22 protein-coding genes are annotated in these 23,266 nt (G+C 71.1%); 8 read left to right on the top strand and 14 right to left on the bottom strand.

The features are described from left to right. Positions 1-359 precede the first annotated feature (359 nt). Entirely contained in the window at positions 360-1,742 is a 1,383-nt protein-coding gene (locus tag AB0K67_RS24580) for an LCP family protein (protein ID WP_364064399.1), read from the bottom strand. Between the two features lie 127 nt (positions 1,743-1,869). Here AB0K67_RS24580 and AB0K67_RS24575 point away from each other — a divergent pair, with 127 nt between their 5' ends. From AB0K67_RS24575 to AB0K67_RS24560, 4 genes are all read left to right on the top strand, one after another. After that, a complete protein-coding gene (locus tag AB0K67_RS24575) occupies positions 1,870-2,601 on the top strand; it encodes a class I SAM-dependent methyltransferase (RefSeq protein WP_364064397.1) in 732 nt (243 codons plus the stop codon). A 32-nt stretch (positions 2,602-2,633) separates the two neighbouring features. Continuing rightward, positions 2,634-4,076 carry an MFS transporter gene (locus tag AB0K67_RS24570; RefSeq protein ID WP_364064395.1) on the top strand — a complete coding sequence of 481 codons (1,443 nt, stop codon included), beginning with the start codon at positions 2,634-2,636 and terminating at the stop codon, positions 4,074-4,076. 219 nt (positions 4,077-4,295) lie between these two features. Further along, positions 4,296-4,799 carry a flavoprotein gene (locus tag AB0K67_RS24565; protein WP_364064392.1) on the top strand — a complete coding sequence of 168 codons (504 nt, stop codon included), beginning with the start codon at positions 4,296-4,298 and terminating at the stop codon, positions 4,797-4,799. 2 nt (positions 4,800-4,801) lie between these two features. Next, on the top strand, positions 4,802-4,966 hold the full coding sequence (locus AB0K67_RS24560) for a hypothetical protein (protein WP_364064390.1): 165 nt from the start codon (positions 4,802-4,804) through the stop codon (positions 4,964-4,966). 100 nt (positions 4,967-5,066) lie between these two features. Here the strand turns inward: AB0K67_RS24560 and AB0K67_RS24555 are convergent, their stop codons facing one another. Beyond that, positions 5,067-5,936 (bottom strand): LysR family transcriptional regulator, encoded by an 870-nt coding sequence (locus AB0K67_RS24555; RefSeq protein ID WP_364064387.1) that lies wholly within the window; start codon positions 5,934-5,936, stop codon positions 5,067-5,069. 71 nt (positions 5,937-6,007) lie between these two features. Between AB0K67_RS24555 and dapA the strand changes: the two genes are divergently transcribed. After that, on the top strand, positions 6,008-6,874 hold the full coding sequence (dapA, locus tag AB0K67_RS24550; protein ID WP_364064385.1) for a 4-hydroxy-tetrahydrodipicolinate synthase: 867 nt from the start codon (positions 6,008-6,010) through the stop codon (positions 6,872-6,874). 176 nt (positions 6,875-7,050) lie between these two features. Here the strand turns inward: dapA and AB0K67_RS24545 are convergent, their stop codons facing one another. From AB0K67_RS24545 to AB0K67_RS24535, 3 genes are read right to left on the bottom strand one after another with little or no spacing between them, the layout of a single operon-like run. Further along, positions 7,051-11,865 (bottom strand): DNA repair ATPase, encoded by a 4,815-nt coding sequence (locus tag AB0K67_RS24545; protein ID WP_364064382.1) that lies wholly within the window; start codon positions 11,863-11,865, stop codon positions 7,051-7,053. Next, positions 11,862-13,979: a flotillin family protein gene (locus tag AB0K67_RS24540; RefSeq protein WP_364064380.1), complete on the bottom strand. Its 2,118-nt coding sequence runs from the start codon at positions 13,977-13,979 to the stop codon at positions 11,862-11,864. Before AB0K67_RS24540 ends, AB0K67_RS24545 begins: the two co-directional genes overlap by 4 nt. Next, positions 13,979-14,530 carry a hypothetical protein gene (locus tag AB0K67_RS24535; protein ID WP_364064377.1) on the bottom strand — a complete coding sequence of 184 codons (552 nt, stop codon included), beginning with the start codon at positions 14,528-14,530 and terminating at the stop codon, positions 13,979-13,981. Before AB0K67_RS24535 ends, AB0K67_RS24540 begins: the two co-directional genes overlap by 1 nt. 134 nt (positions 14,531-14,664) lie before the next feature. Between AB0K67_RS24535 and AB0K67_RS24530 the strand changes: the two genes are divergently transcribed. Next, a complete protein-coding gene (locus AB0K67_RS24530; RefSeq protein ID WP_364064375.1) occupies positions 14,665-15,588 on the top strand; it encodes an NADP-dependent oxidoreductase in 924 nt (307 codons plus the stop codon). Between the two features lie 98 nt (positions 15,589-15,686). Here the strand turns inward: AB0K67_RS24530 and AB0K67_RS24525 are convergent, their stop codons facing one another. The 3 genes from AB0K67_RS24525 to AB0K67_RS24515 all read right to left on the bottom strand — a co-directional run bounded on the left by AB0K67_RS24525 (position 15,687) and on the right by AB0K67_RS24515 (position 18,323). Next, complete coding sequence (locus AB0K67_RS24525) at positions 15,687-16,811, bottom strand: aminoglycoside phosphotransferase family protein (protein ID WP_364064372.1); 1,125 nt, start codon at positions 16,809-16,811, stop codon at positions 15,687-15,689. A 110-nt stretch (positions 16,812-16,921) separates the two neighbouring features. Then, a complete protein-coding gene (locus tag AB0K67_RS24520; protein ID WP_364064369.1) occupies positions 16,922-17,800 on the bottom strand; it encodes a 1,4-dihydroxy-2-naphthoyl-CoA synthase in 879 nt (292 codons plus the stop codon). Between the two features lie 10 nt (positions 17,801-17,810). Then, positions 17,811-18,323: a PadR family transcriptional regulator gene (locus AB0K67_RS24515; protein ID WP_364064366.1), complete on the bottom strand. Its 513-nt coding sequence runs from the start codon at positions 18,321-18,323 to the stop codon at positions 17,811-17,813. 78 nt (positions 18,324-18,401) lie between these two features. Here AB0K67_RS24515 and AB0K67_RS24510 point away from each other — a divergent pair, with 78 nt between their 5' ends. After that, positions 18,402-18,956: a hypothetical protein gene (locus AB0K67_RS24510; protein ID WP_364064363.1), complete on the top strand. Its 555-nt coding sequence runs from the start codon at positions 18,402-18,404 to the stop codon at positions 18,954-18,956. Positions 18,957-18,962: 6 nt separating this feature from the next. On the opposite strand, the gene AB0K67_RS24505 is transcribed toward AB0K67_RS24510, so the two are convergent. Further along, positions 18,963-19,295 (bottom strand): metalloregulator ArsR/SmtB family transcription factor, encoded by a 333-nt coding sequence (locus tag AB0K67_RS24505; RefSeq protein WP_364064360.1) that lies wholly within the window; start codon positions 19,293-19,295, stop codon positions 18,963-18,965. Positions 19,296-19,381: 86 nt separating this feature from the next. On the opposite strand from AB0K67_RS24505, the gene AB0K67_RS24500 reads away from it, so the two are divergent. Further along, positions 19,382-19,552, top strand: a complete 171-nt coding sequence (locus AB0K67_RS24500) for a DUF3073 domain-containing protein (RefSeq protein WP_364064357.1) — start codon at positions 19,382-19,384, stop codon at positions 19,550-19,552. A 70-nt stretch (positions 19,553-19,622) separates the two neighbouring features. On the opposite strand, the gene AB0K67_RS24495 is transcribed toward AB0K67_RS24500, so the two are convergent. The 5 genes from AB0K67_RS24495 to AB0K67_RS24475 form a co-directional block, all read right to left on the bottom strand. Next, positions 19,623-21,020 (bottom strand): LCP family protein, encoded by a 1,398-nt coding sequence (locus AB0K67_RS24495; RefSeq protein ID WP_364064354.1) that lies wholly within the window; start codon positions 21,018-21,020, stop codon positions 19,623-19,625. Positions 21,021-21,113: 93 nt separating this feature from the next. Then, the gene (locus AB0K67_RS24490; RefSeq protein ID WP_364064352.1) at positions 21,114-21,380 is read right to left on the bottom strand and encodes a DUF6510 family protein; all 267 of its coding nucleotides are present in this window, start codon (positions 21,378-21,380) and stop codon (positions 21,114-21,116) included. 1 nt (position 21,381) lies between these two features. After that, a complete protein-coding gene (locus AB0K67_RS24485) occupies positions 21,382-22,110 on the bottom strand; it encodes a ferredoxin reductase (protein ID WP_364064349.1) in 729 nt (242 codons plus the stop codon). After that, positions 22,110-22,709: a sulfite oxidase-like oxidoreductase gene (locus AB0K67_RS24480; RefSeq protein WP_364064346.1), complete on the bottom strand. Its 600-nt coding sequence runs from the start codon at positions 22,707-22,709 to the stop codon at positions 22,110-22,112. The genes AB0K67_RS24485 and AB0K67_RS24480 overlap by 1 nt, the downstream gene beginning before the upstream one ends. Positions 22,710-22,772: 63 nt before the next feature. Next, positions 22,773-23,255, bottom strand: coding sequence for an MSMEG_6728 family protein (locus tag AB0K67_RS24475; protein ID WP_364064344.1), 483 nt, complete (start codon positions 23,253-23,255; stop codon positions 22,773-22,775). Positions 23,256-23,266: the final 11 nt, after the last annotated feature.

Here is a 23,266-nt window from a genome sequence, read left to right as displayed (position 1 = left end):
CACCGGTCCGAGCCTGCAACCGGCCGGAGTGGCTCACCGGTCCGAGCCTGCAACCGGCCGGAGTGGCTCACCGGTCCGAGCCTGCAACCGGCCGGAGTGGCTCACCGGTCCGAGCCTGCAACCGGCCGGAGGGGCCCACCGGTCCGAGCTTGCAGTGGCCCAAGGCGCTCGCCTGCCTGAGCCGCGCAGTGGCCCCACTCGCTCTTGGTGCGAGGCGCGTGGCGGTGGGGTGGTGGGCTTTCGCCGGCGCGCTCACCGCGGCCCGGGGCTCGCCGGGGCCCGTGCTCGCCGGGGCCCGGGGCTCGCCGGAGCTCGGGACTCACCGGAGCCCCAGGGGCTCATCGGCGATCGGGGAGGGCCTACTGGCAGGCGGTGTCCAGGGTGAGGGGGTCGTCCTGGGCGGGGGTGGTGGTGGCGGTGGGGGCGTGGGCGGTCGCGGTCGTGGTCGAGGCGGGCGGGTCGAGCGCTTCCTTGACCTTGCGGCGGATGAGGTACCAGTCCGGGTACGCGGTGTTGATCAGCGGCGGCACGAAGCTCAGGCTGCGGATCTTGGCGTTCTTGACCTTGCCGGCCAGGTCGATGACGGCGGGCAGCAGGTCCTGGGGGAGGTCGGTGGAGATGGCGCGCTTGGTGGCGGCGGCGAGGCGTTCGAAGCTGTTCAGCACCGTCACCGGGTCGGCCTGCTTGGCGACGGCGTTGAGCAGGCACTTCTGGCGGCCCATGCGGACGTAGTCGTCGCTGTCGGTGCGCGAGCGGCCGAACCAGAGCGCCTCCTGGCCGGAGAGCTTGCGGGTGCCGGCGGGCAGCAGGCCCTCGCGGTACTTGCCGTACACGATGGGGGCCTTGATCGTGACCTGCACGCCGCCCATGGCGTCGATGATCTCGGCGAAGCCCTTCATGTCCACCATGGCGTAGTAGCTCACCGGGATGCCGAGGATGTCGCTGACAGTGGCCTTCAAAAGGGTGGATCCGCGCTTGCCCGCCGCCACGCCGGGCACCATCTCGGGGTGATCCTCGGCGTACTGGTAGATCTCGTTGAGCAGCCCCGGCGTGTCTGGGCCGCTGCCGGTGAAGCCGTACGGGAAGAGGTCCCTGGCCGGGCCGGCGGGCAGCGGCACCCGCTGCAGGTTGCGCGGCAGGCCGAACAGCACGGTGGCGCCGGTCTCCACGTCCACGCTGGCCACGGTGATGCTGTCGGTACGCACCCCCGGACGCCCCGGCGCGGCGTCACCGCCGAGCAGCAGGAAGTTGACCCGCTCCGCACCGTTCCACGGGTCCTGGGCGAGCACGGGCGCGGTGGTGCTGCTGGGCGTGAAGAGCGTGTTGACGACGTCGCGGGACAGGTAGGCGAGGCGGGTGGCGTACACGGTGGGCGCGAGGATGAGCGCGCACAGCGCGACCGTCAGCGTGGTGCTGAAGAAGCGGCCGACGGTGTCGGAGCGCTCGGGCCGGACGAGGAGCCACGACCACACGATCACGCCGGTCCAGGCCAGGGCGATCACCGCGACCCCGGCGGTGAGCCAGGACAGCCAGTAGGGCTGCACGGCCAGCGAGAGCAGGTGGGTGCTGAACGCGGTGAACACGGTCAGCACGCCGGCCAGCATCAGCACGTACGCGGCCATCAGCGCCAGCCCTGTTCTGCGGCGCTCCACGGCGAGGTGGGCGACGCCCCACAGCAGTGTCGAGGCCACCGTCAGCGCGAGGCTCGCGCCGAGTCCGAAGCGTCGATTTGCTCCCGTCATGCCTGGTCAAACCCCCATAGACGGCCCATCCCAGCAACGGTAGTAATGCTCCGCTCCGGGCCCTTGGCGCGAAAGGGAAGAGTTGCTTCAAATACCAGTCAAGCGAAACTTGAGATATAACTTGAGTGTGCGCAAGCGACACGGTCGTTACGGTTTCGACGCGCCGTGGCCCCTGGTGGGCCTCTTCCTGGGCGCGATCTTGTTGCTGGCCCTCGCGGTGATCTCGTTCGTCGTCGACGTCGCCGCCGCGGGCGTCGCGTTCACCTTCGGCGGGCTTTACACGCTGGCCAGCGCGTTCAGCTACCTCTACACGACCAGGCGCGGCAAGTTCGCGGTCTGGGACGAGGAGCTGCGGCGGCTGCGCGGCGACGAACGGGTGCTCGACCTCGGCTGCGGCCGGGGCGCGGTGCTGCTGACGGCCGCCAGACGGCTGACCGACGGCGGCCGGGCGACCGGCGTCGACCTGTGGCTCTCGAAGGACCAGACGGGCAACACCGAGGCCGCGGCCAGGGCCAACGCCGAGGCGGAAGGCGTCGCCGACCGGGTGGACCTGGTCACCGGCGACCTGCGCGACCTGCCCTTTCGCGACGACGGCTTCGACGTCGTGCTCTCCGGCCTGGCGCTGCACAACATCCCGTCGGCCGAGGGCCGCGCGCAGGCCGTGCGCGAGGCGTACCGGGTGCTGCGGCCCGGCGGGCTCATGCTGCTCGCCGACTTCCAGCACGCCCCCGACTACGAGCAGACGCTGCGCGACCTCGGCGTGATCGACGTGCGGCGGCGCGATGCCGGGTGGCGCTACTGGTACGGCGGTCCCTGGTTCGCCACCACGATCGTCGAGGCCAGGAAGCCGACCGGATAGAAATTCCGCTCACCGGGTAGCGACGTGACCTTATGAGCGACGTTGAAACCGGCACCATCACCACGAAGGTGCCCGCCCGGCTTGATCGGCTGCCATGGTCCCGCTGGCATTGGATGATCGTCATCGGCCTCGGCACCGTGTGGATCCTCGACGGGCTCGAGGTCACGATCGTCGGTAACCTCTCGGCGCGGCTCGCCACGCCAGGCAGCGGCCTCGACATCACACAGGCGCAGGTGGCGGGTACGGCGGCCGCGCTCTACGTCGCGGGCGCGTGCTCGGGAGCGTTGTTCTTCGGCTGGCTGACCGACAGGTTCGGCCGCAAGAAGCTGTTCATCATCACGCTGGTCGTCTATCTGGTGGCGACGCTGCTGACCGCGCTCTCCTTCAGCGCGTGGTGGTTCTTCCTGTTCCGGTTCATCACGGGGTTCGGCATCGGCGGCGAGTACGCGGCCATCAACTCCGCCATCGACGAACTGATCCCGAGCCGGCATCGAGGTCGCATCGACATCATCATCAACGGCAGCTACTGGCTCGGTGCGGCGGGCGGCGCGCTGCTGACCGTGCCGCTGCTCAACGACCTGCCGGTCAACATCGGGTGGCGGGTCGCGTTCGGTCTGGGCGTGGTGCTGGGTCTGGCCATCCTTCTGGTACGCCGCAACGTGCCGGAGAGCCCGCGCTGGCTGTTCATCCACGGCAGGGACCGCGAGGCCGAACAGCTCGTCGACGACGTCGAGCGCCAGATCGGCCGGGACGACCTGCCGGAGCCCGACAAGGCGATGACCATCCACCAGCGCAAGTCGATCGGGTTCGTCCGGATCGCGCACACCATGGTCGCGCTCTACCCCAAGCGCACGGTGCTGGGGCTGTCGCTCTTCATCGGGCAGGCGTTCCTCTACAACGCCATCACCTTCGGGTACGCGCAGATCCTGTCCACGTTCTTCGGCATCGACACCTACACGGGTTACTACTTCGCGGTCATCGCGCTCGGCAACTTCTTCGGCCCGCTGCTGCTCGGCCACCTCTTCGACACGATCGGCAGGATTCCGATGATCTCGGCCACGTACATCGGGTCGGGGGTGCTGCTGCTGGGCACGGCGTGGCTGTTCAACGAGGGCGCGCTGACGGCGGTGACGCTGACTGCGTGCTGGTCGGTGGTGCTGTTCGTGGCCTCGGCGGGGGCGAGCTCGGCGTACCTGACGGTCAGCGAGATCTTCCCCATGGAGACCAGGGCCATGGCCATCGCGTTCTTCTTCGCCATCGGTACGGCGGCGGGCGGCATCGCCGGTCCGCTGGTGTTCTCCTCGCTGGTGGAGAGCGGGGTGCCGGGGGACACGGCGCTGGCGTTCACCATCGGCGCGCTGATCATGATCGCGGGCGGGCTCGTGGAGCTGTTCCTGGGCGTGAAGGCGGAACGCAAGGGGCTGGAGGACATCGCCGCGCCGCTCTCGGCCGCGGAGACCACGAAGGCCGTCTGACGGCGGGGATGGTCGGCACGGCGGGTGTGGTGGTGCGGTTCGTGTGACGGCGGGTGTGGTGGTGCGGTTCGTGTGACGGCGGGTGTGGTGGTGCGATTCGTGCGACGGCGGGCGCGGTGGCGCGGGCGGCGTGTGAGCGGGGTGTCGTCGCGCGTGGCCGTTTCCCGGCGAAATAGGGGATGCTGGACATCGGTTTCGCCGGGTGTGGGAGGGCAGCGCGTGAAGGGGGAGCTCTACCTCGTGGTCTGCGCCGCGGGCGCGGCCTCCGAGGTCGGCAGGTTCGTCGGCATGGCGCAGGACGACGGCTGGGAGGTGCAGGTCGTGGCCACGCCGTCGGCGCTCGACTTCATCGACGTGCCGGCCCTCGAACGCCAGACCGGGCGGCCCGTGCGCAGCCGCTACCGCAAGCCGCACGAACCCAAGCCGCCCAGGGCCGACGCGTTCGTGGTGGCGCCCGCCACGTACAACACGATCAACAAGTTCGCGCAGGGCATCGCGGACACGTACGCGCTGGGCGTGCTGGCAGAGGCGCCTGGGCTGGGCCGGCCGGTGGTGGTGCTGCCGTTCGTCAACGAGGCGCTGTCGTCGCGCACCGCGTACCGGCGCAGCGTCCGCGACCTGCAGGCCGACGGCGTACGCTTCGTCCTCGACCGCGACGGCGACCCGTGGGAGCGGGCACTGGCCGAGCTGCGCGCGGCGACGTCCGGCTCGGCGAAGGGATGACCATGGGACCGGCCGAGCGGGTGACGCGGTGGCGCTACTACGGCGGCGCGAGTGCGCTCATCGTCGAGATCATCACGAGGGACGCGGCGGCGATCGGGCCCAGGCCGTCGGCAACGGCGGTCAGCGGCTGCTCCTCGTACCCGATGAGCGGCTCGTGGTGGCGATGACGGCGGGGGAGTACGACCGCGCGCACACCAGCGCGGAGGCCGCCCTGGACGCCGTGCTCGGCCGATAGACCGGCCGCCGCTCTCCGCGCGACCCGCCGGGTCAGAGCGGCAGGTGGGCGGTGGCGGTGCGGAAGGCGGTGACGGCCGCTCTGATGGCCGGGTGCTCGCCGTTCCCGCGTCTGAAGGCCGCGAGCGTGCGGCGGCCGAGCGGCAGAGGGGTGAGCCGGACGCCCTCCGGCGGCGCGGTGGCCGCGAGGTGCGGCACGAGCGCGACCCCCTGACCCGCGGCGGCGAAGGCGAGCACGGTGTCGAAGTCGTCGATGTGATGCCGGACGATCGGCTCGAACCCGGCCGCCTGGCAGGCCCTGATCGCCATCAGGTGACAGAGCGTGCCGGGCTTGCCGGTGATCCAGGGGTCGTCGCGGGCGGCGGCGATCGACGGCCGGTCGGTGAGGTACATCGGCTCGCTGAACAGCGGCTCCGTCTCGATGGACGCGTCGGTGACGGGCGGGACGAAGTCGTACTCGTGCACGAGCGCCACGTCCAGCTCCCCGGCCCGCAGCGCGGCCGAGACGTCGGCGGGGTCGATCTCCGACACCATCGGCTCAAGGCCCGGGTGCGAGCCGGTCAGGTCGGCGAGCGCGGGCGGCAGCAGCACACGGGCCGCCGTGGGGAACGCGCCGATGCGCAGCGGACCCAGGGGCCCGCCGCGGGCGGCGGCGAGCGCGGCGGAGGCGCGTTCGAGCTGCTCAAGCACGGCCTGCGCATGCTCGACCAGCAGGTGACCCGCGGGCGTCAGCGTCACCGTGCGCCCGGTGCGCTCGAGCAGCGGCACCCCCGCCTCCCGTTCGAGCGCGCTGAGCTGCTGGGAGACGGCCGACGGCGTGAACGTGACCGCCTCGGCGACGGCGGCGATCGTGCCGCGCCTGGCCAGCTCGCGGAGAAGGTGCAGCTTGCGAGGATCGAGCATAAGTTCAGCTTAAGCTCGAACGAAGAAATCCGTGCTGGACCTAACGTATGGCGGGGCGGCACGCTCGAAGCATGCTGACCGGAATCCACGTACCGCTGATCACTCCCTTCGACGCCGCCGGCGCGGTGGCCGTGGACGCCATCGAGAAGCTCGGCCGCCACGTGCTCGACGAGGGCGCGTCCGGGCTGGTCGCGCTCGGCACCACCGGTGAGGTCGCGGCGCTCGACCAGGACGAGCGGGCGCGGGTGATCGAGGCGTGCGCGCGGGTCTGCGCCGAGCGGGAGGTCCCGCTGACGGTGGGCGTCACCGGCAACGACACCCGCGGCACGGCGGCGGCCCTGCGCGTGCTGCCCTCCGGGGTGAGCGCGGCGCTGGTGACCGTGCCGTACTTCCTGCGGCCCGGCGAGCGCGGCGTCATCGCGCACTTCGAGGCGCTGGCCGAGGAGTCGCCGGTGCCGCTGGTGATCTACCACATCCCGTACCGGACCGGGCAGGCCGTGAGCGCGGCCACGCTGCGGCGGCTCGCCGCGCACCCGAACATCGCGGGGGTGAAGTACGCGACGGGCGGCGTCGATCAGGACGCCGTCGATCTGCTGGGCGACGTGCCCGAGGGCTTCGCCGTGCTGGGCGGCGACGACGCGGTCATCTCGCCGATGCTGGCGCTCGGCGCGGTGGGCGGCATCCTGGCCTCCGCGCACCTGGAGACCAGGAGCTTCGCCGACCTGGTGACCGCCTGGCACACCCGGGACGTGGCACGGGCCCGCGACCTCGGGCGGCGGCTGGCCCGGCTGTCGGCGGCGCTGTTCGCCGAGCCCAACCCGACCGTCATCAAGGGCGTGCTGCACGCCCGCGGGCTCATCCCGACGCCGGACGTCCGCCTCCCGCTCGTGCCCGCAAGCCAGGAGGCGGTCACCCGCGCCGCCTCCATCCGGCTCTGACCACCTCAGCCAGGGGGCGGCACAGGCTTTCCCTCCGGTTCTGGCCGCCTCCCACCAGGGGGAGGACATCCGGCGCTTCCCCCGGTTCGGGGGCGGCGGTCCTGCCACGCCGCCCCCGAACGCCGTACAGAGGTGAGGCCGTTCCGCCTGCCTGGCCGCGCGAAGCGCGAGGCCCCTCAGCGGTTCGAGCGCTCGATCGCCGAGCCGACCTCGCCCACACGGTCGGCGAGCAGGCCGAGCGCGCCGACCGCGCGCACCATCGGGTCGTCCTCGGCCCCGCCCAGCGCCTTGTCCCGCAGGTACGCGGCCTTGACCGCCGCCCAACGCTCCGCCTGAGCGGGGGTCAGCCGGCCGCGCAGCTCGGCCAGCTTGAGCAGGTTGGCCTCGGCGTCGGCGGTCAGCGTCTGCGCCTCGCCCAGATAGTGATCGTCGATCAGCGCTTCCAGCTCGGCATCGTTCATCGCGGGCACGATGCGCTCGGCCATCTTGTTCATGTTCCGGTACGACCCCTGCAGCCGATACGGCGGCTCCGTACGCGCCGAGTCCGCCTGGGCCGCCGAGGCGATGTAGGCCCGGTTGTTGGCCAGCACCACCTCCTGGACCCGGATCAGCTTGCCCAGCACGTCCAGGATCCGTTCCAGCTCGGGCTTGGTGTACGGGTGCTTGAGCTGGTCCGGCTGGACGGTGGTGTCGCCCTTGGCCAGGCGTACCAGCAGCTCGACGTCGGACCGGTCGCGGCCGGAGAGCGGCGTGAGCACCGGGTTGGAGGTCAGCGCGTTGTCGATGTAGCTGAGCGCGAACAGCTCCTCCCGCCCGGTCAGCACGTCGCCCAGGTTCCACACGTCGGCCCGGTTGGCGAGCATGTCGGGGATCTGGAAGCGCTTGCCCGACTCGGTGTACGGGTTGCCGGCCATGACCACCGCGAACCGCTTGCCGCGCAGGTCGTACGTCTTCGTGCGCCCGTTCCAGACGCCCTCGATGCGGCGCTGGGCGTCGCACAGCGAGATGAACTTCTGCAGCAGCTCGGGCGAGGTGTGCTGGATGTCGTCCAGGTAGAGCAGGGTGTTGTTGCCCGTCTCCAAGGCGAACGAGATCTTCTCGACCTCCTGCCTGGCCGTGGCGTCGGGCGCGTCGGCCGGGTCGAGCGAGGTCACCTCGTGGCCCAGCGCGGGGCCGTTGACCTTGACGAAGACCAGGCCGAGGCGGCTGGCCACGTACTCCATCAGCGTGGTCTTGCCGTAGCCGGGCGGCGAGATGAGCAGCAGCAGGCCGTTCTGGTCCGTACGTTTGCCCGCCCCGGCCGCCCCGAGCTGCTTGGCCAGGTTGTCGCCGATGAGCGGCAGGTAGACCTCGTCGAGCAGCCGGTTGCGGACGAAGGCGCTCATCACCTTCGGCTTGTACTCGTCGAGGCGCAGGCGGCGGCGCTCGGCCTCGACCAGCTCGCTCCTGCGCCGCTGGTAGGCGCGGAAGGCCGGCACCCGCTCGGCCGCGAACCGCCGCACGCGCGGCAGGATCTCGTCCAGCCGCAGGTCGAGCGAGCGGTCCTTGATGCGCGGGTGGGTGCCGAGCAGGCCGTGCACGGTCTCGGCCGTGGTGGCGCTGGAGTCGTGGCGGGGCAGGTCGCACAGCAGCACCGCGACCGCCTCGGGCAGCTCGGGCCCCTTGCGGTACGCGCTCAGCCAGGCGTCGGCGAGCTGGAGGCGTTCCGGCAGCGGAAGCGTCTTCAGATCGTCGTCGAACTCGCGGCTCTTGGCCGGGCCGAGCGCGTCACGGAACCCTTCGAGCAGGTCCCGCGCCGCCTTCCCGGTGACGAAGCCGGCGGGAGTGCCGCCCAGCTCCTCCACCAGGTACTCGCCCGCGAGCGGCGCGAGCCCGGACGGCCAGGAGGGGGCCGTCTGCTCGATGAAGCGGGCGATCGCCGCGCCCAGCTCCCCGGCCAGCTCGGCGACCGCCGCCGAGGGGCCGAACAGCTCCCTGGCGCGCACCAGCGACGCGGCCCGGGTGGCCAATGTTTTACGTGAAACCTCGTCCGTCCCGAAGGCCCAGAAGAGCTGCGCCGCCGCCCGTACGTCCGCCGGATAGCGCAGCAGCCCCGCCCCGTCGCGGAGCCGGACCAGCGTGTCGAGGATGAGCGTGGCGTCGTGGTCGTGGACGCCGCGCTCGTATCCCTCGTCGTAGCGCGACTCGGCGGCGCGCCTGACGACGTCGGCGAGCGGCGCGCCCGGCGTGACCTCGTCGAGCAGGGAGACCGCGAGGTACTCCGCCCGGTACACCTCCGGCGTCTCCGACACCAGCGTCTGCTCCCAGAACGGCCGGGTGTCGGCGAACGAGTCGGGCACCGGCGCCCGGTAGTCGGTGCCGGTGATCGCGAAGTGCATCGAGCCGTCGTGCGGCACGAGCGTCAGGTCGATCGGCTGGGTGTTGACCGCGAAGCGGTGGTGGCCGAGCCGCAGCGTCTCGCCGCCGTCGTCGTACAGGTCGAGGCGGTCGCGCAGGGCCCGGCCCGCCTCCTGCTGCGCGGCCTTGACCCGGCCCTCCAGCTCCTCGGCCCGTACGGCGTCGCCCAGCTCGCGCAGCTCGGCTGCGGCCGAGCGGACCTTGGCCACCATCGGGTCGGTGGCGAAGTAGGTGTTGACCTCGTCCAGCGAAGCGAGCGAGCCGAGCCGCCTGCTGACGCCCGACAGCACCCGCTCGGCGGAGGCGAAGACCCGGTCGGCGCGCCTGGCCAGCTCGTCGAGCTGGGTCTGCTTGCGCGCGGAGAACGCCTCGTAGACGTCCTCGCGCTTGGCGGCGAGCTGCGCGGCGAAGTCGTCGAACTCGCCGAAGCGCGTCTCCAGGTTCTCGATCTGCAGCATCAGCCGGCCGAGCTGCTCGTCGCACTTGGCGGGCGTGTCGGCCATCGCGAGCGCGCCGGTGACGGCCTGCCCGAGCAGCGCGAACTCGGCGGCGAACGCGGCCCTGCCCTCCGCGCCGAGCAGCTCGCGACGGCGGCCGTCGAGCACGGCCCTGGCCCGGTTCACGCCGCCGAGCACCTCGGCGATGCGGCTCAGGATCGAGGTGCGCACGGTCGCGTCGGCGATGTCCAGCGACCCGACGACCTCGGTGACGACCTCAAGCCCCTCGGCCTGCTCGGCGAGCCGGTCGGCGACGGGCGCGGCCTCGGCGGCGGTCTCGATGGCGGCGGCCTCGGCGGCCAGGCGTTCCACGGCGGCGTGGTACTCGGTGAAGGCGTCCTCACCGGACAGGAACGCGACGGCCCGCCGACCGGTGTCGTCCACCGCCTCGGCGACGGCCTCCGACAGCCGGTCGAGCGCGGCCAGGTCGATGTAACGGGTCTCGCGCAGCGTCACCAGGTGGCCCTGGGCGCGGCGCAGCGTGGCCAGCAGCGTCACCCAGGCGTCGGCGGTGGCCGGGTCGTCGGCCTGCGCGCGGCGGACGAGCCGGCCGGTCTCCTCCTCGGCCGCGGCCAGCGTGCGCGCGGCCTCGCGGGTGAGCTGCTCGACGTTCTCGTACTCGTCGAGCACCTGCTCGGCGGTGGCGCGGACGTCGGTGAGCGGCCCGAGCAGGCCGTGCTCGCCCAGCCAGTGGTAGGAGTCGAACGCCCGTGTGCAGGCCGCGATCAGCCCCTCGAACGTGCCGGCCGACGGCGCCATCTCCTCGACCATCCGCGCCACCGACAGGCAGTCGGAGATGCCGCGCACCAGCTCGGCGTTGCCGATGCGCTCCAGGGGGCCGGTGCCGGCGGGCTGGGCGGCGGCGTACGTGTCGGACACGTACGGCGTCTGCCACACCTGCATGGGGTGCACCCGCGTCGGCTCGTCGGAGGTGGCGCGGAAGACCACCATCGTGCCGTCGTCGAACAGCGAGTACCCGTGGCAGACGATGGGGGTGGCCACCTCCTTCCTGATCACGTTGTACGGCAGCAGCAGCGAGCGCCCGTCGCCCCTGGCGTGGAAGACGTACAGGACGTCCTCGCCGTTGGGTGAGCGCACCACGCGCTCGAACTCCAGGTCCGTGACGTCGGTGTCGAACGTCTTGCTGACCCCGGTGGCCAGGTAGTAGCCGCCGGGGAAGATCAGCCCCTGGTCCTCGGGCAGCCGCTGGCACGCCTGCCCGATGCCGTCGAGCCGCTCGACGGCCTTGGTGCGGGTGTTGAACACCAGGTAGCGCCAGTCGGGCTCCTTGTACGGCCGGATCCGCATGAGGATGAGCGGCCCGACGCGGGCGTACTCGACGTCGGCGTCGCCGAGGCTCTGCAGCGGCTCGGCCACGGGCTCGGCGTAGATGCCCGCCCCGGTCTCCGTGTTGTCCTCGATCTTGATGGTGAGGTCGCCGCCGACGGTCTCGACGAACACCTCGCCCTCGATCGAGATGTGCGGGTGGCGGCCGAGCACGTGGTCGTCGCGGGTGGTGGCGATCCACTCGAAGTCGTGGGACGGCGGGAACACGTGGTCCCGCTCGCCCCGGTTGTCCAGGTACTTCGGTACTCCGTGCTCGTCGACCGCCCAGCGCAGCACCCGCGTGTCGCCGGGTCCGGTCATGAACACCGCGAGCAGCTTGCCCTCGACCCGCCTGAGCTGCTGCAGCCGGGTCTCCTTGTAGTACCGGTACAGCTCGGCGAAGTCCTTCTTGAACGCCGGGTCCTCCAGCGCCGCCAGCCGGTCGGTGTCGAAGCGGAAGGCGTCGCCGTCCCTGGAGAAGCGGTGCACGGCGAACACGTCGGACACCGTCGTCTCCGGCTTGAGCCCGATGAACACGTTGTAGCCGAAGAGCATCACGTCGCCCAGGGAGACGATGTCCCTGGGGACGCAGTTGTGCTCCGTACGGATGCGCTCGGTGCCGAGCAGGCGCAGCTCCGTGCCGCCGAACACCTTCAGCCGCTCGTCGTTGAGCCTGGCCGCCGCCTCGGCGAGCGCCTTGGCCTGAGCCTGGAGGCGGTTCCTCAGCACCTCGTAGGTGCCCGCCTCCAGGCTCGTTTCGAGCGAGCTCACTTGGCGCCGGCCGGCACGGACACCGGCGAGGCGGCCGCCACCGAGACCGGCGAGTCCGCCACGCCCAGCCTGCGGGCGGTCTCCAGCAGCTCATGCAGGGCCGACGACTGCGGGCCACCGTTCTGGATGAGCCGCATGAGCAGGGCCGAGACGGTGACGTTCTTGAGGTCTTCCGTGCTCACGCCGCCGATCACGTTCGCCAGGTCCTGCGCGAAGCTCGCCTCGCCGTTGACGTACGGCGCGGCGATGGCGTCGGCCAGCTTGGAGTGGTTCACGAACCCGTCCACGGCCTTGCCCGCGGTGATCGAGCCGACCACCTTGTCGAAGAACATCGTGTCGCCGCCGACGATGTCGATGTTGGCCTTGGACAGCCCGGCCGCGAGCACGCTGGCCTGCGACTCGGCGACCTGCCGGGTGACGTCGATGTGCTTGAGCCGGATCTCCTTGTCGGCCTCCAGCCGCAGGCGGTACTCCTCGTGGGCGCGGCTCGCCTCGTCCAGCGCGGCCATCGCGGCGGCCTTCTCGGTCAGACCCTCGGCCTCGGCCTTCAGCTTCTCGCCCACGGCAGCGGCGGCGGCATGCGCCATCGCCTGCTCGCCCTCGGCCTGGGCCTTGAGCCGCTCGCCCTCGACCAGCGCCATCGCCCTGGCGCCCTCGGCCTCGGCGGCCAGCCGCTCCTTCAGCGCCAGCGCCTCGGCGCGGCCCACCTTCTCGATGGCCTCGGCGTCGCGCTCCTTGACCTGCACCTCGGCCAGGCCCGCCGCGGCGGCCTCGGCCTGCAGGCCCTCGGCCAGCCGGATCTTGGCGCGCGCCTCCAGGTCGGCGGCCTGCTGCCGGGCCTCGGCGAGCACCAGCTCCTCGCGGGCCTTGAACTTGGACGCGGCCTCGGCGGCTTCTGCGGCCTTGATGTCCTTGACCAGGTTCTCCTGGGCCTCGGCCTCGGCGGCGATGATGACCTGCTGGCGGGTGCGCTCGGCCTCCTCGACCACGCGCAGCCGCTTGATGGCCTCCTCCTGCTCGGCCACGGTCTTGTCCACCGCGATGCGCTCGCGCATGACCTCGGCGATCGAGCGCTTCTCGGTCTCGATCTCCTTGTCCTTGGCGATGCGCGACAGCTCGGTCTCCCGCTCGCGGGCGATGACCTCCAGCATGCGGTCCTTCTCGATGCGCTCGGACTCGATGGCGATGACCCGCTCGCGGTTCTTCTCGGCGACGGCGATCTCGCGGGCGCGGTTCTCGTTCGCGATGCCGAGCTGCTCGTCGGTCTTCAGGTGCGCGGTCTGGGCGCGCAGCCGCTCCTCGGCCTGGACGCGGGCGATCTCCGCCTCCTCGCGGGCCTTGACGGTCTCGATCTCCCTGCGCTGCTTCATCTCCGCGTCGGCCTGGCGGCGCTCCAGCTCCAGGATCGCCTCGCGGGCGTCCACGTTCTGGCGGGTGATCTCCTTCTCCTCGTTGCGCTGGTACTCGTTGGTCCGCACGTGCTCGATCGCCGTCAGCTCGGTGATCTTGCGGATGCCCTGCGCGTCGAGGATGTTGTTCTTGTCGAGCTGGTGCAGCGCGGTCTGCTCCAGGTAGTCGATCGCGGCGTCCTCAAGGCTGTAGCCGTTGAGGTCGGTGCCGATCAGCCGGACGATCTCGTCGCGGAACTCGTCGCGCTTGGTGTAGAGGTCGACGAAGTCGAGCTGCTTGCCCGCGGTCTTCAGCGCCTCGGAGAACTTCGCGTTGAACAGCTCCTGCAGCGTGGACTCGTCGCTGGCGCGGGCGGTGCCGATGGCCTGCGCGACCTTGATCACGTCTTCGGCGGTCTTGTTCACGCGTACGAAGAATGTGATCTTGATGTCGGCTCTGATGTTGTCGCGGCAGATCAGGCCCTCGCGGCCGGTGCGTTCGATCTCGATGGTCTTGACCGAAATGTCCATGACCTCGGCCTTATGGATGACCGGAAGGACCACCGCGCCGGTGAACGTCACATCGACCTTATTGATCTTCGACACGATGAGTGCCTTGCCCTGCTCGACCTTGCGGAAAAGGCGGCCGATCACGAGCAGCAGGCCGATCACGATGACGAGGATGACGGCGAGGAAAACGCCGAAACCGGTGGAGATGACGTCCATCAGTGCTCACTTTCGTACGGCATGACCAAGAAGAACTCGCCGTCTTTGTCGTAGTCGAAGATCAGTGCGTGCTCGCCGCGGGACAGGCGGTCGGCGCCGGTCGTGCGCACCTGCACGACCGCGGAAGAGCCGTCGGCGGCGGTGACGTCGGCCTGGCCGAAGTCCGGAGTGGCGGTGCCGGTGCGGATCACGCACATCTGGCCCACGAAGTCGCTGCGCGAGCGCGTCTCCCCTTGCGGGAAGAGCGCTCGCAAGGGTTTCAGCAGCGTACGTATGGCGAGCCAGGCCACGGCCAAGGCGGCGAAGGGAACGGCCACGAGCAGGCCGCCGCTCGTCACCGTGGCGCCGATCAAGCACAGCAGCCAGGCGAGCGCGACGAAGAGCGACAGCGCGACACCGGCGGGAACGCCCCCGAATCCCAGCCATGCGGCGTCGTCTTCAAGCTCGAAGAGACCGGTGATGACGGCCAGCCAATAGGCGATGACCACCACGAGAAGGAAAGTGAAAATGACAGTCGGAAAAGCCAGCGAGATGTGGATGAAGTCGGTCATGCAGCCTCGGTATCGCCCCGTCCCCCGTGTGTGTCCAGTCGGACTATATCTACATAAAGTACGAGTAAAGGGAAAAGTTCCCCACTCGAGATCGGGTTGACCTCAAGCGCTCTTGAGGTTGCAGCCTGGTCGGCATGAGCGAGGTCATGAGGGCGGCCGCCTTCAGCGAACCAGGCGGCCCGGAAGTGCTGAAGGTCATGGAGCTGCCCGCCCCGCAGGCGGGGCCGGGCGAGGTCAGGGTGCGTGTGCGGGCCGCCGGAGTGCAGCCGTTCGACACGGCCGTCCGGCAGGGGTTCCTGCCCGCGTACATGGAGTACGTTCCTTATCCGCGCATCCCCGGCAACGAGTTCGCCGGCGTGATCGACCAGGTGGGGACCGGGGTGACCGGCCTGTCGGCGGGTGACGAGGTGCTCGGGTTCAGCGCGTTGCGTTCTTACGCCGAGTACGTCGTGGTGCCGGCCGCCAACGTCGCCGCCAAGCCCGCCGAGGTGCCGTGGGAGGTGGCCGGCGGGCTCACCGCGGGCGTGCAGACGGCCGAGCTGGCGCTCGACGACATCGGGTTGGGCGCGGGAGACACGCTGCTGGTGCACGCCGCCGCCGGGGCCGTGGGCACCGCCGCCGTGCAGATCGCCAGGCGGCGCGGCGCCACCGTCATCGGCACCGCCCGCGAGGCCAACCACGACTACCTGCGCTCGCTGGGGGCCATCCCCGTCACGTACGGCGACGGCCTCGCCGACCGGGTGCGCGCGCTCGCGCCCGGCGGGGTGTCCGCCGCACTCGACGGGGCCGGCGGGCACGCTCTGGACGTCTCCCTAGAGCTGGTCGCCGACCGGCAGCGCATCGTCACGCTGGCCGAACACGGCAAGGCCGACGCGCTGGGGGTGCGGCTGGTGCGCGGCGAACGCTCAGCCGAGCGGCTCGGCCGGTACGCGCGCCTGTACGCGGCCGGGGAGTTCGCCTGGCCGGTGCGGCGGACGTACCGGCTGGAGGAGGCCGCGGAGGCGCACCGCGAGGTGGAGGGCCGCCACGGCGCCGGCAAGGTCGTCCTGACCATCTGACGCCCTCCCACGACTGCTCGCGAACCCGTGAGGCGGGTCTCGGACCGGCGGTCGGCGGGGCGGTTTCGGCCGGGTGCCTGCTTCTGGTCGCTCGCCGGTCACCAACGGGTGTGCACGGCTTCGGCGATCGTGAGCTGGACGTCGTCCAGTTCGCGCGCGCCTTCGCGGACCAGCCAGAGGCAGTTCTGCAGCACCCGGCCGAGCGTCCAGCCGGCCGCCCTGCGGCGGTCGAGGCCGAGCCCGTCGGTCATCAGGTCGAAGCGCCGCAGCACCGCCCGGCGCGCGTCGCCGGTGGCCACGGCCTCGTCCCAGCGGTTCCACAGGGCGGGCAGCAGCTCGAAGCCGGGGTCGCCGGCCAGCGGCTTCGGGTCGATGGCGAGCCACGGCTCCCGCTCGGCCGCCAGCACGTTCGCGTAGTGCAGGTCCCAGTGCAGGAGCCGGTCGCGGTGGCCGCCCGCCAGCTCGGGGATCAGCTCGGCGACCGCGGCGGCGCAACGACGCAGCCAGTGGCGGTCGCGCTCGCGCGGCAGCTCCGCCACGGCCCTGTCCGCCTCCGCGAGCATTCGCCGCGCGATGTCCTCCAGCCGCCGCAGCCCGTGGGGTGCGGGGTTCGCCACGCCCGCGCCGCTTCCAGAACCGGCCTCGTCGCCCTCGGACGGGGGAGGCGGGTCCGTGGGCATGGTGCTGCCGGACGCGGGCCGGCCGGGTACCGGGTGGCTGGGTGCGGGCTGGCCGGGCGCGGGACGGCCGGGTGCGGGGCGGCCTGGGCCGGGCGCGGGACGGCTGGGTGCGGGCTGTGGGGCGGGGTGGGCGGAGAGGCGGCGAAGGAGGGCGGTCAGGACCTCGAGGGCGGCCATGACGTCGGGGACGGCCTCCAGCGACCGGTCCGCCTCCAGGCGTTCGAGCAGCAGGGTGCCGGTGGCGGGGTCAGCGTCGAGCAGGCGTACGGAGCCGTCGCCCGCCCACGTGCGCAGCGCCAGCCCTTCGTGCGCGGTCTCCTCGGTGACAGGCTGGAGCTTGAGCGCCGCCCGCGTGCCGTCGGCCCGCACCACGGGCAGCACGAGCGCCACGATGCCGTGGCTCGGCTCACCGTCGGGCCGCAGCTCCCACTCGTCCAGGAAGCGCTCGGCGAGCGCGGGCAGCGCGGCGACCCAGGCCGGCCCCGCGTCCTCCGCGTGGCGCAGGTGAGAGGCGGTCAGGGCCGGGGGCACCGTGATCCTCATGGCCCCAGTCTGCCAAGAAGTCCGTCACGGCTGCGCGGCCTGCGCTCCTGTCTGCCAAGAAGCACGGGACGCCGCCTGGGCCGTGCCCTGGCGGCGCCAAAGCACCAGGGTCAGTAGTGCCAGGGGAAGGGGGACCAGTCGGGCCGGCGCTTCTCCAGGAACGCGTCGCGGCCTTCGGCCGCCTCCTCCGTCATGTACGCCAGCCGCGTCGCCTCACCGGCGAACACCTGCTGCCCCACGAGCCCGTCGTCGACGGCGTTGAAGGCGAACTTGAGCATGCGCTGCGCGGTCGGCGACTTGCCGTTGATCTTGCGGGCCCACTCCAGCGCGGTCGTCTCCAGCTCGGCGTGCGGCACGACGGCGTTGACCATGCCCATGCGGTGGGCGTCGGCCGCGGTGTAGGTCTCGCCGAGGAAGAAGATCTCGCGGGCGAACTTCTGCCCGACCTGCCGCGCCAGGTACGCCGAGCCGAACCCGCCGTCGAAGCTCGCCACGTCGGCGTCGGTCTGCTTGAAGCGGGCGTGTTCGGCGCTGGCGATGGTGAGGTCGGCGACGACGTGCAGGCTGTGCCCGCCGCCGGCGGCCCATCCGGGCACGACGCAGATGACGACCTTCGGCATGAACCTGATGAGCCGCTGCACTTCAAGGATGTGCAGGCGGCCGGTGGAGGGGGTGCCGTCGGCGTACTGGTAGCCGTCCTTGCCTCTGATGCGCTGGTCGCCGCCGGAGCAGAAGGCCCAGCCGCCGTCCTTGGGCGAGGGGCCGTTGCCGGTGAGCAGCACGCAGCCGACGTCGGTGGTCTGCCGGGCGTGGTCGAGCGCGCGGTAGAGCTCGTCGACGGTCTGCGGCCTGAAGGCGTTGCGGACCTCGGGGCGGTTGAACGCGACGCGCACGGTGCCCTGATCGACGGCCCGGTGGTAGGTGATGTCGGTGAAGTCGAATCCCTCGACCGGCTGCCACGCCTTGGGATCGAACAGCTCGGAGACCATGGCCGAGAGCCTAACCGATCTGCTTTTGCGCCCATTCGGCCCACTCCTGCTGGCTGCGGGCGAGGCGGTGGCCGTATTCGAGGACGAGGCGGCCGTACACGGAGAGGTTGTCGGTGCCGTTCTCGACGAGGCCGCGGATGCTCTCGATCTGTTCGAGCTGCTTGCGCGCGAGTTCGGCCTGGCCGCTCAGGTACGCCTTGGCCTCTTCGGGTGAGACGCGCCCGAGGAAGAAGACGCGCAGCAGCATGTCGCTGCGCAGCACCCGCGCCGGCGGGACCTCGGTGAGCCAGTGGCGCAGCTCGGCGAGACCCTTCTCGGTGATCGTGTACTCCTTGCGCCCGCGCGGGCCCTCGGCCGTGACGTCCACCAGGCCCGCTTCCGCCAGCTTGCCGAGCTCGGAGTAGAGCTGGCTCTGCGTGGCCGGCCAGACGTTGGCGAGCGACAGGTCGAACAGCTTCATCAGGTCGTATCCGCTCGCGGAACCCTCGGAGAGCAGCCCCAGCACGGCATGTCGAAGACTCATATTCCTATGTTGACATATCGGACTTGGAAGTTCTACTTTCGACATGTCACTCTTGGAACGTCATCGGGAGCATCACCCATGCGCGGACTGCTCGGTTTCCTGCCCTGGATCGTCTACGCGTTCGTCGCGACCGGCGACGAGTGGCGCTGGGGCGCCATCACCGGCCTCGTCATCGCCGTCGTCCTCGTGGTCATCGACCGGCGATCGGGCAAGGCATGGGATGAGATGGTGATCGAAAGCAGCGCGGTGGTCTTCTTCGCCTGCCTCACCGCGCTCTCGCTTGCGGACCCGCACTCCCCCCTCACGCCGTACGGGCCCGCGCTGGTCAATGTCTGGCTGGCCGGCACCGCCTGGGGCTCGCTGGCCATCCGCAAGCCGTTCACTTTGGGCATCGCGCGTACGAGGGCGCCCAGAGAGGTGTGGGACCACCCGCGCTTCTACCGGCTCAACGCGGTGCTCACCGCGGTCTGGGCGGTGGCCTTCACCGCCGCCGCCATCGCCCTGACCCTGGTGCTGCGCGCCTCCCTTCACGCGACGGCGCTGGTCATCGCCATCAAGGTGCTGTCGTTCGTGGTGCCCGCCGCCTTCACCGCGTGGTACCCCGGCCACGTGCGGCGGGCGTACGCCGAGTGATGCCTGCTAGGTGACCTCGGCGCGCAGCTCCGCAAGCAGCTCGCCCTGATCGGCCAGCATGTCGGTGAGGATGCGCCGCGCGGCGTTGAGCAGATCGGCGAGCTCGGGCGTGGCCAGCGTGTAGACCACCGTGCTGCCCTCGCGGATCGCGCTGACGATGCCGGCTCTGCGCAGGACCGCGAGCTGCTGCGACAGGCTTGAGGCCTCGATGTCGATCTGCGCCAGCAGATCCCTGACGGGTAGCGGCCCGTTCTGGAGTAGCTCCAACACTCGGATGCGAGCGGGGTGGCCGAGCGTCCGGAAGAAGTCGGCCTTGGCCTGGTAGACCTCCACGTGCATATTGCCAGACTAATCCAGCGCAGTTGCATAATTCTTCAAGTCGCTATGTTGTTGGATAGCATGACAGCGGGGACTAGGGAGGCGCCATGGGCCGAGGAAGAGCCAAGGCGAAGCAGACGAAGGTCGCTCGCCAGCTGAAGTACGCGCACCACAACATCGACTACGACCGGCTTCGCGAGGAGCTGGGCGCCGACACGCGACGCGAGGAGATCTACCCGCCTACGACGTCGGAGCAGGAGCCCGAGCGCGGGCGCTGACCGGGGCCGGCCTCGCGGGGCGCCGGGGCCCCCACGCTCCGGCGGGCCCCATGAGGGCCCCGTCCACCGGTCAGGTGGCGCAGGTGTCGTGCGTGGCGTCGAAGCCCTTGAGCGCTTCCGCGTCGTTCGCCCGCAGGGGCTTGAGCCCCTGCCAGTCGTCACCGATGACCAGCACCAGCCTGCTGGTACGCGCCGCCGCCAGCTCGCGCGGCCGGCTCTTCAGCAGGTCTTTCGTGAGCGTCGGCACTCGTGTCGCGCCGTTGGGCCCGTAGAGCACGGTGGTCGCCTGCTGCGGCTTGCGGGCGGTGTCGCCGATCTTGGCGATGTGATACCCGCGCTGTTCGAGTGCGGCGGCCACCTCGGTGGCCAGGCCCGTGCGCCAGGTGCCGTTGCGCAGCTCCACCTGGACCTTCGAGCGGGCCACCTTCTCCTGGCCGCCCTTGACGCCTTCGACGCTCTCGTCCTTGGCGACGATCTGGAACAACTTCCGCGCCTGGGGCTGCACCCACTCCACCCGGCCAGGGTGGGTCAATGAGTAGTGCCACGGCGTGGTGATGAAGCGGATCTTGCCGACGTCGATGCCTTGGAGGCTGGTGGCGAGATCCTTCATGACGCCGATGGTCAGGCCGCGGTCGGTGGTGACCGCCTTGGTGCCGGCGTCGAGGACGGAGAGCAGCCTGGCGGGGTTGCTGAGCGTGTCGCCGCTCAGCACCTTCTTCACCATCGACGCGATGAACATCTGCTGCCGCTGGATGCGCCCGATGTCGGAGCCGTCGCCGAGGCTGTAGCGGGCGCGCACGTAGCCGAGCGCCTTCTCGCCGTTGAGGGTCTGGCGGCCCGCGGGCAGGCGCAGCAGCGCCTTCTTGTCGTCGATCGGCTCGGGCAGGCACACCTCCACGCCGCCGACGGCGTCGACGATGCCCTTGAAGCCGGTGAAGTCGACCTTCACGAAGTGGTCGATGTGGATGTGGGTGAGCGACTCGATCGTCTTCCACGTGCAGCCGATGCCGCCGGAGTTGAACGACTCGTTGATCATGCCGATGTGCGCCCGCTGACCGGGGAAGGAGCCGGTGGCCCGGCAGTCGGGGAGCTGCACGAGCGAGTCGCGCGGGAAGCTGATCACCATCGCGTTGTCGCGCCGCGACGACACGTGGACCAGCATGATCGTGTCGGTGCGTTCGCCCGCGACGCGGCCGTACTTCGCGTTCTTGCCGTCGCGCTGGTCGGAGCCGACGACCAGGAGGTTCATCGCGGTCGTGGCGACCTTCGGCGGGCGGGTGGCGCCGAGGTCGTCGGCGGTGATGTCGGTGTGCTTGACGTTGCCGGTCAGCCGGGCGAACACGCCCACGGCGACGCCGACGACGAGGAGCACGACGACCACGGAGATGATGATCACCCAGCGCAGCCAGTGGCGGCGCGGCGGGAGGCGGTGGCCGGACGGCGGCGCGTCGGCAAGAGCCCTGCTCACGTGACTTCCCCCTACGACCGGGGCCGAGGGTGGCGCCCGTGGCCAAGAGCCTCGCCGTACAGATCTCGGCCGGTGAACAGAGCCAGAGTGTACTCAGTCGGGCACGCTCATGCGCAGGGAAACGGTGCCTCGCAGGTCGAGCCAGGCCGTGCCGGGGCCGCGTACCAGCCTGAGCATCACTTCGTCGCAGCCGGGGCAGCGGCCGACCAGCCCCGGGTCGGGGCCGTAGACGCGCAGCGAGGCGATCGGCCCTTCCAGGCCGCAGCTCGCGCAGCGGCCGGTGGCGGAGACCGCGTCCACCGCGAAGATCTCGCCGAGCGGGCCGGCCAGCGCGTTGCCGTCGAGGTGTTCCGCCGTCATGTCAGCCTCCGGTGGGACCGAATCGTTCGGTTCTGATGCGCTCGGGGGCGTGGCCGAGCGCGAGCAGCAGGTCGGCCGCCGTCTCCACGAACCCGGTCGGCCCGCACACGAAGCAGTCGGGCTCGAACGCGGCCGGCCAGCCGCCCTCGGCCAGGTCGTCCAGCATGATGCGGCGTGGCGGCCGGGACGAGCCGTCGGGGGCCGAGCGGGTGTAGAGGTAGGTGACGTCGAGCCCGGGGTCGGGGGTGCGCAGCTCGTCGGCGTAGTAGCGGCGGCCGGGCTCGCGCAGCGAGTACACCAGGCGGAACGGCACGCGGCTGCCCGCCTGCCGGCGCGCCCTGATCATCGCCATCAGCGGCACCACGCCCGCCCCGCCGCCGACCAGCAGCACCGGCGGCTTGCTGTCGGTACGCCAGACGAACCAGCCGCCCACCGGGCCGCGCACCTCGATCTGGTCCCCGACCTCCATGACCTCGGCCAGGTACGGCGACACCTCGCCGTCGGGCACGCTCTCCACCGTCAGCTCGATGACGTCGCCGTCGGCCGGTGCGGCCAGCGAGTAGCTGCGCTGGGCGGTGTAGCCGTCCTCGGCCGTCAGGCGCACGTCCACGTGCTGGCCCGCCAGGTGCCCTGGCCAGCCGGGCACCCGCAGGCGCAGCGTGCGCGCTGTGGGGGTCTCCTGCCTGGCGGCGACCAGTTCGGCCGGCCGCCAGGTGAGCCTGCGGCGCATCAGTCGCCCTCGTAGCGCTGCTCGCGCCAGGGGTTGCCGTAGTTGTGGTAGCCCGCGGTCTCCCAGAAGCCCGGCCAGTCCTCGTTGAGCAGGCGGATGCCGCGTACCCACTTGGCGGACTTCCAGAAGTACAGGTGCGGCACGAGCAGCCGGGCGGGCCCGCCGTGCTGGGGCGCCAGCTCCTCGCCGCCGTAGTGGTGCACGATCCACGCCTTGCCGTCGAGCAGGTCGTCGACCGGCAGGTTCGTGGTGTAGCCGCCGTAGGAGTAGACGAGGGCGTATTCGGCGGCCGACTCGACGTCCTCGAAGAGCACGTCCAGCGACACGCCCTGCCACTCGGTGTCCAGTTTCGACCACCGGGTGACGCAGTGGATGTCCGCGGTGGGCGTCTCCTGGGGGAGCGCCATGAACTCCGCCCAGGTCCAGCGGTGGGTCCGCCCGTCCTCGGTGTCGATGGCGAACTCCCACCGGTCGAGCGGGATCCGCGGTGTCGGGCCCGCCGACAGCACCGGGAAGTCCTCGACAAGGTACTGGCCCGGCGGCAGCCGATCGCTGTCGTTCCTGCGTCTGCCGGTGAAACCGCGCGAAATGATGGCCACGTCGCCTCCCTCGTCATTTCACCACGAACTACCCCGATAGCCACTGCCGACTCGCCCGTTCGTTCATGGCGGCGGGTCGGGCAGGCGGTCGGAGCGCGGCCAGACGTACGGGAGGTCGTCCGGCTCGTGGTCGCCGAAGACCGGGCGGTAGAAGCCGGGGTCCTTGCGCAGCAGCGCCGAGCGGTGGCTGAGGTGCAGCGCCTCGTCGCCGAGCCAGGGCGGCAGCTCGCCGGCCGCCGCGAGCTCGCTCTGATCGCGTACGCCCGGCCTGCCCAGATGTGCGGCCAGCTCCGTGGTCATCGTGCCCGCGCACGTGTCGGGGCGGTCCAGGGAGCACCAGCGCACGCACACCTCAAGGCCGTAGCGGACGAGGGCCTCCTCGTAACCGGCCCACATCTTGACGACGGGGTGGTGCCGCCAGCCGTACCCGGGGACGGTGAGGGCGCGCAGCACCTGGAGCGCCTCGACGCGCTGCTTGCCGAGACGGAGCGGGTCGAGGACCGCCGCCGATGCCGCGAAATCCGGATAAGGCAGGAATGTTTGCATCGGTCCGTCCC

The sequence above is a fragment of the Nonomuraea sp. NPDC052634 genome (genome assembly GCF_040678535.1).
Lineage (GTDB): Bacteria > Actinomycetota > Actinomycetes > Streptosporangiales > Streptosporangiaceae > Nonomuraea > Nonomuraea fastidiosa.
Note: the sequence above shows the minus strand (reverse complement) of the source record. Positions and strands in the feature narration are given on the sequence as shown.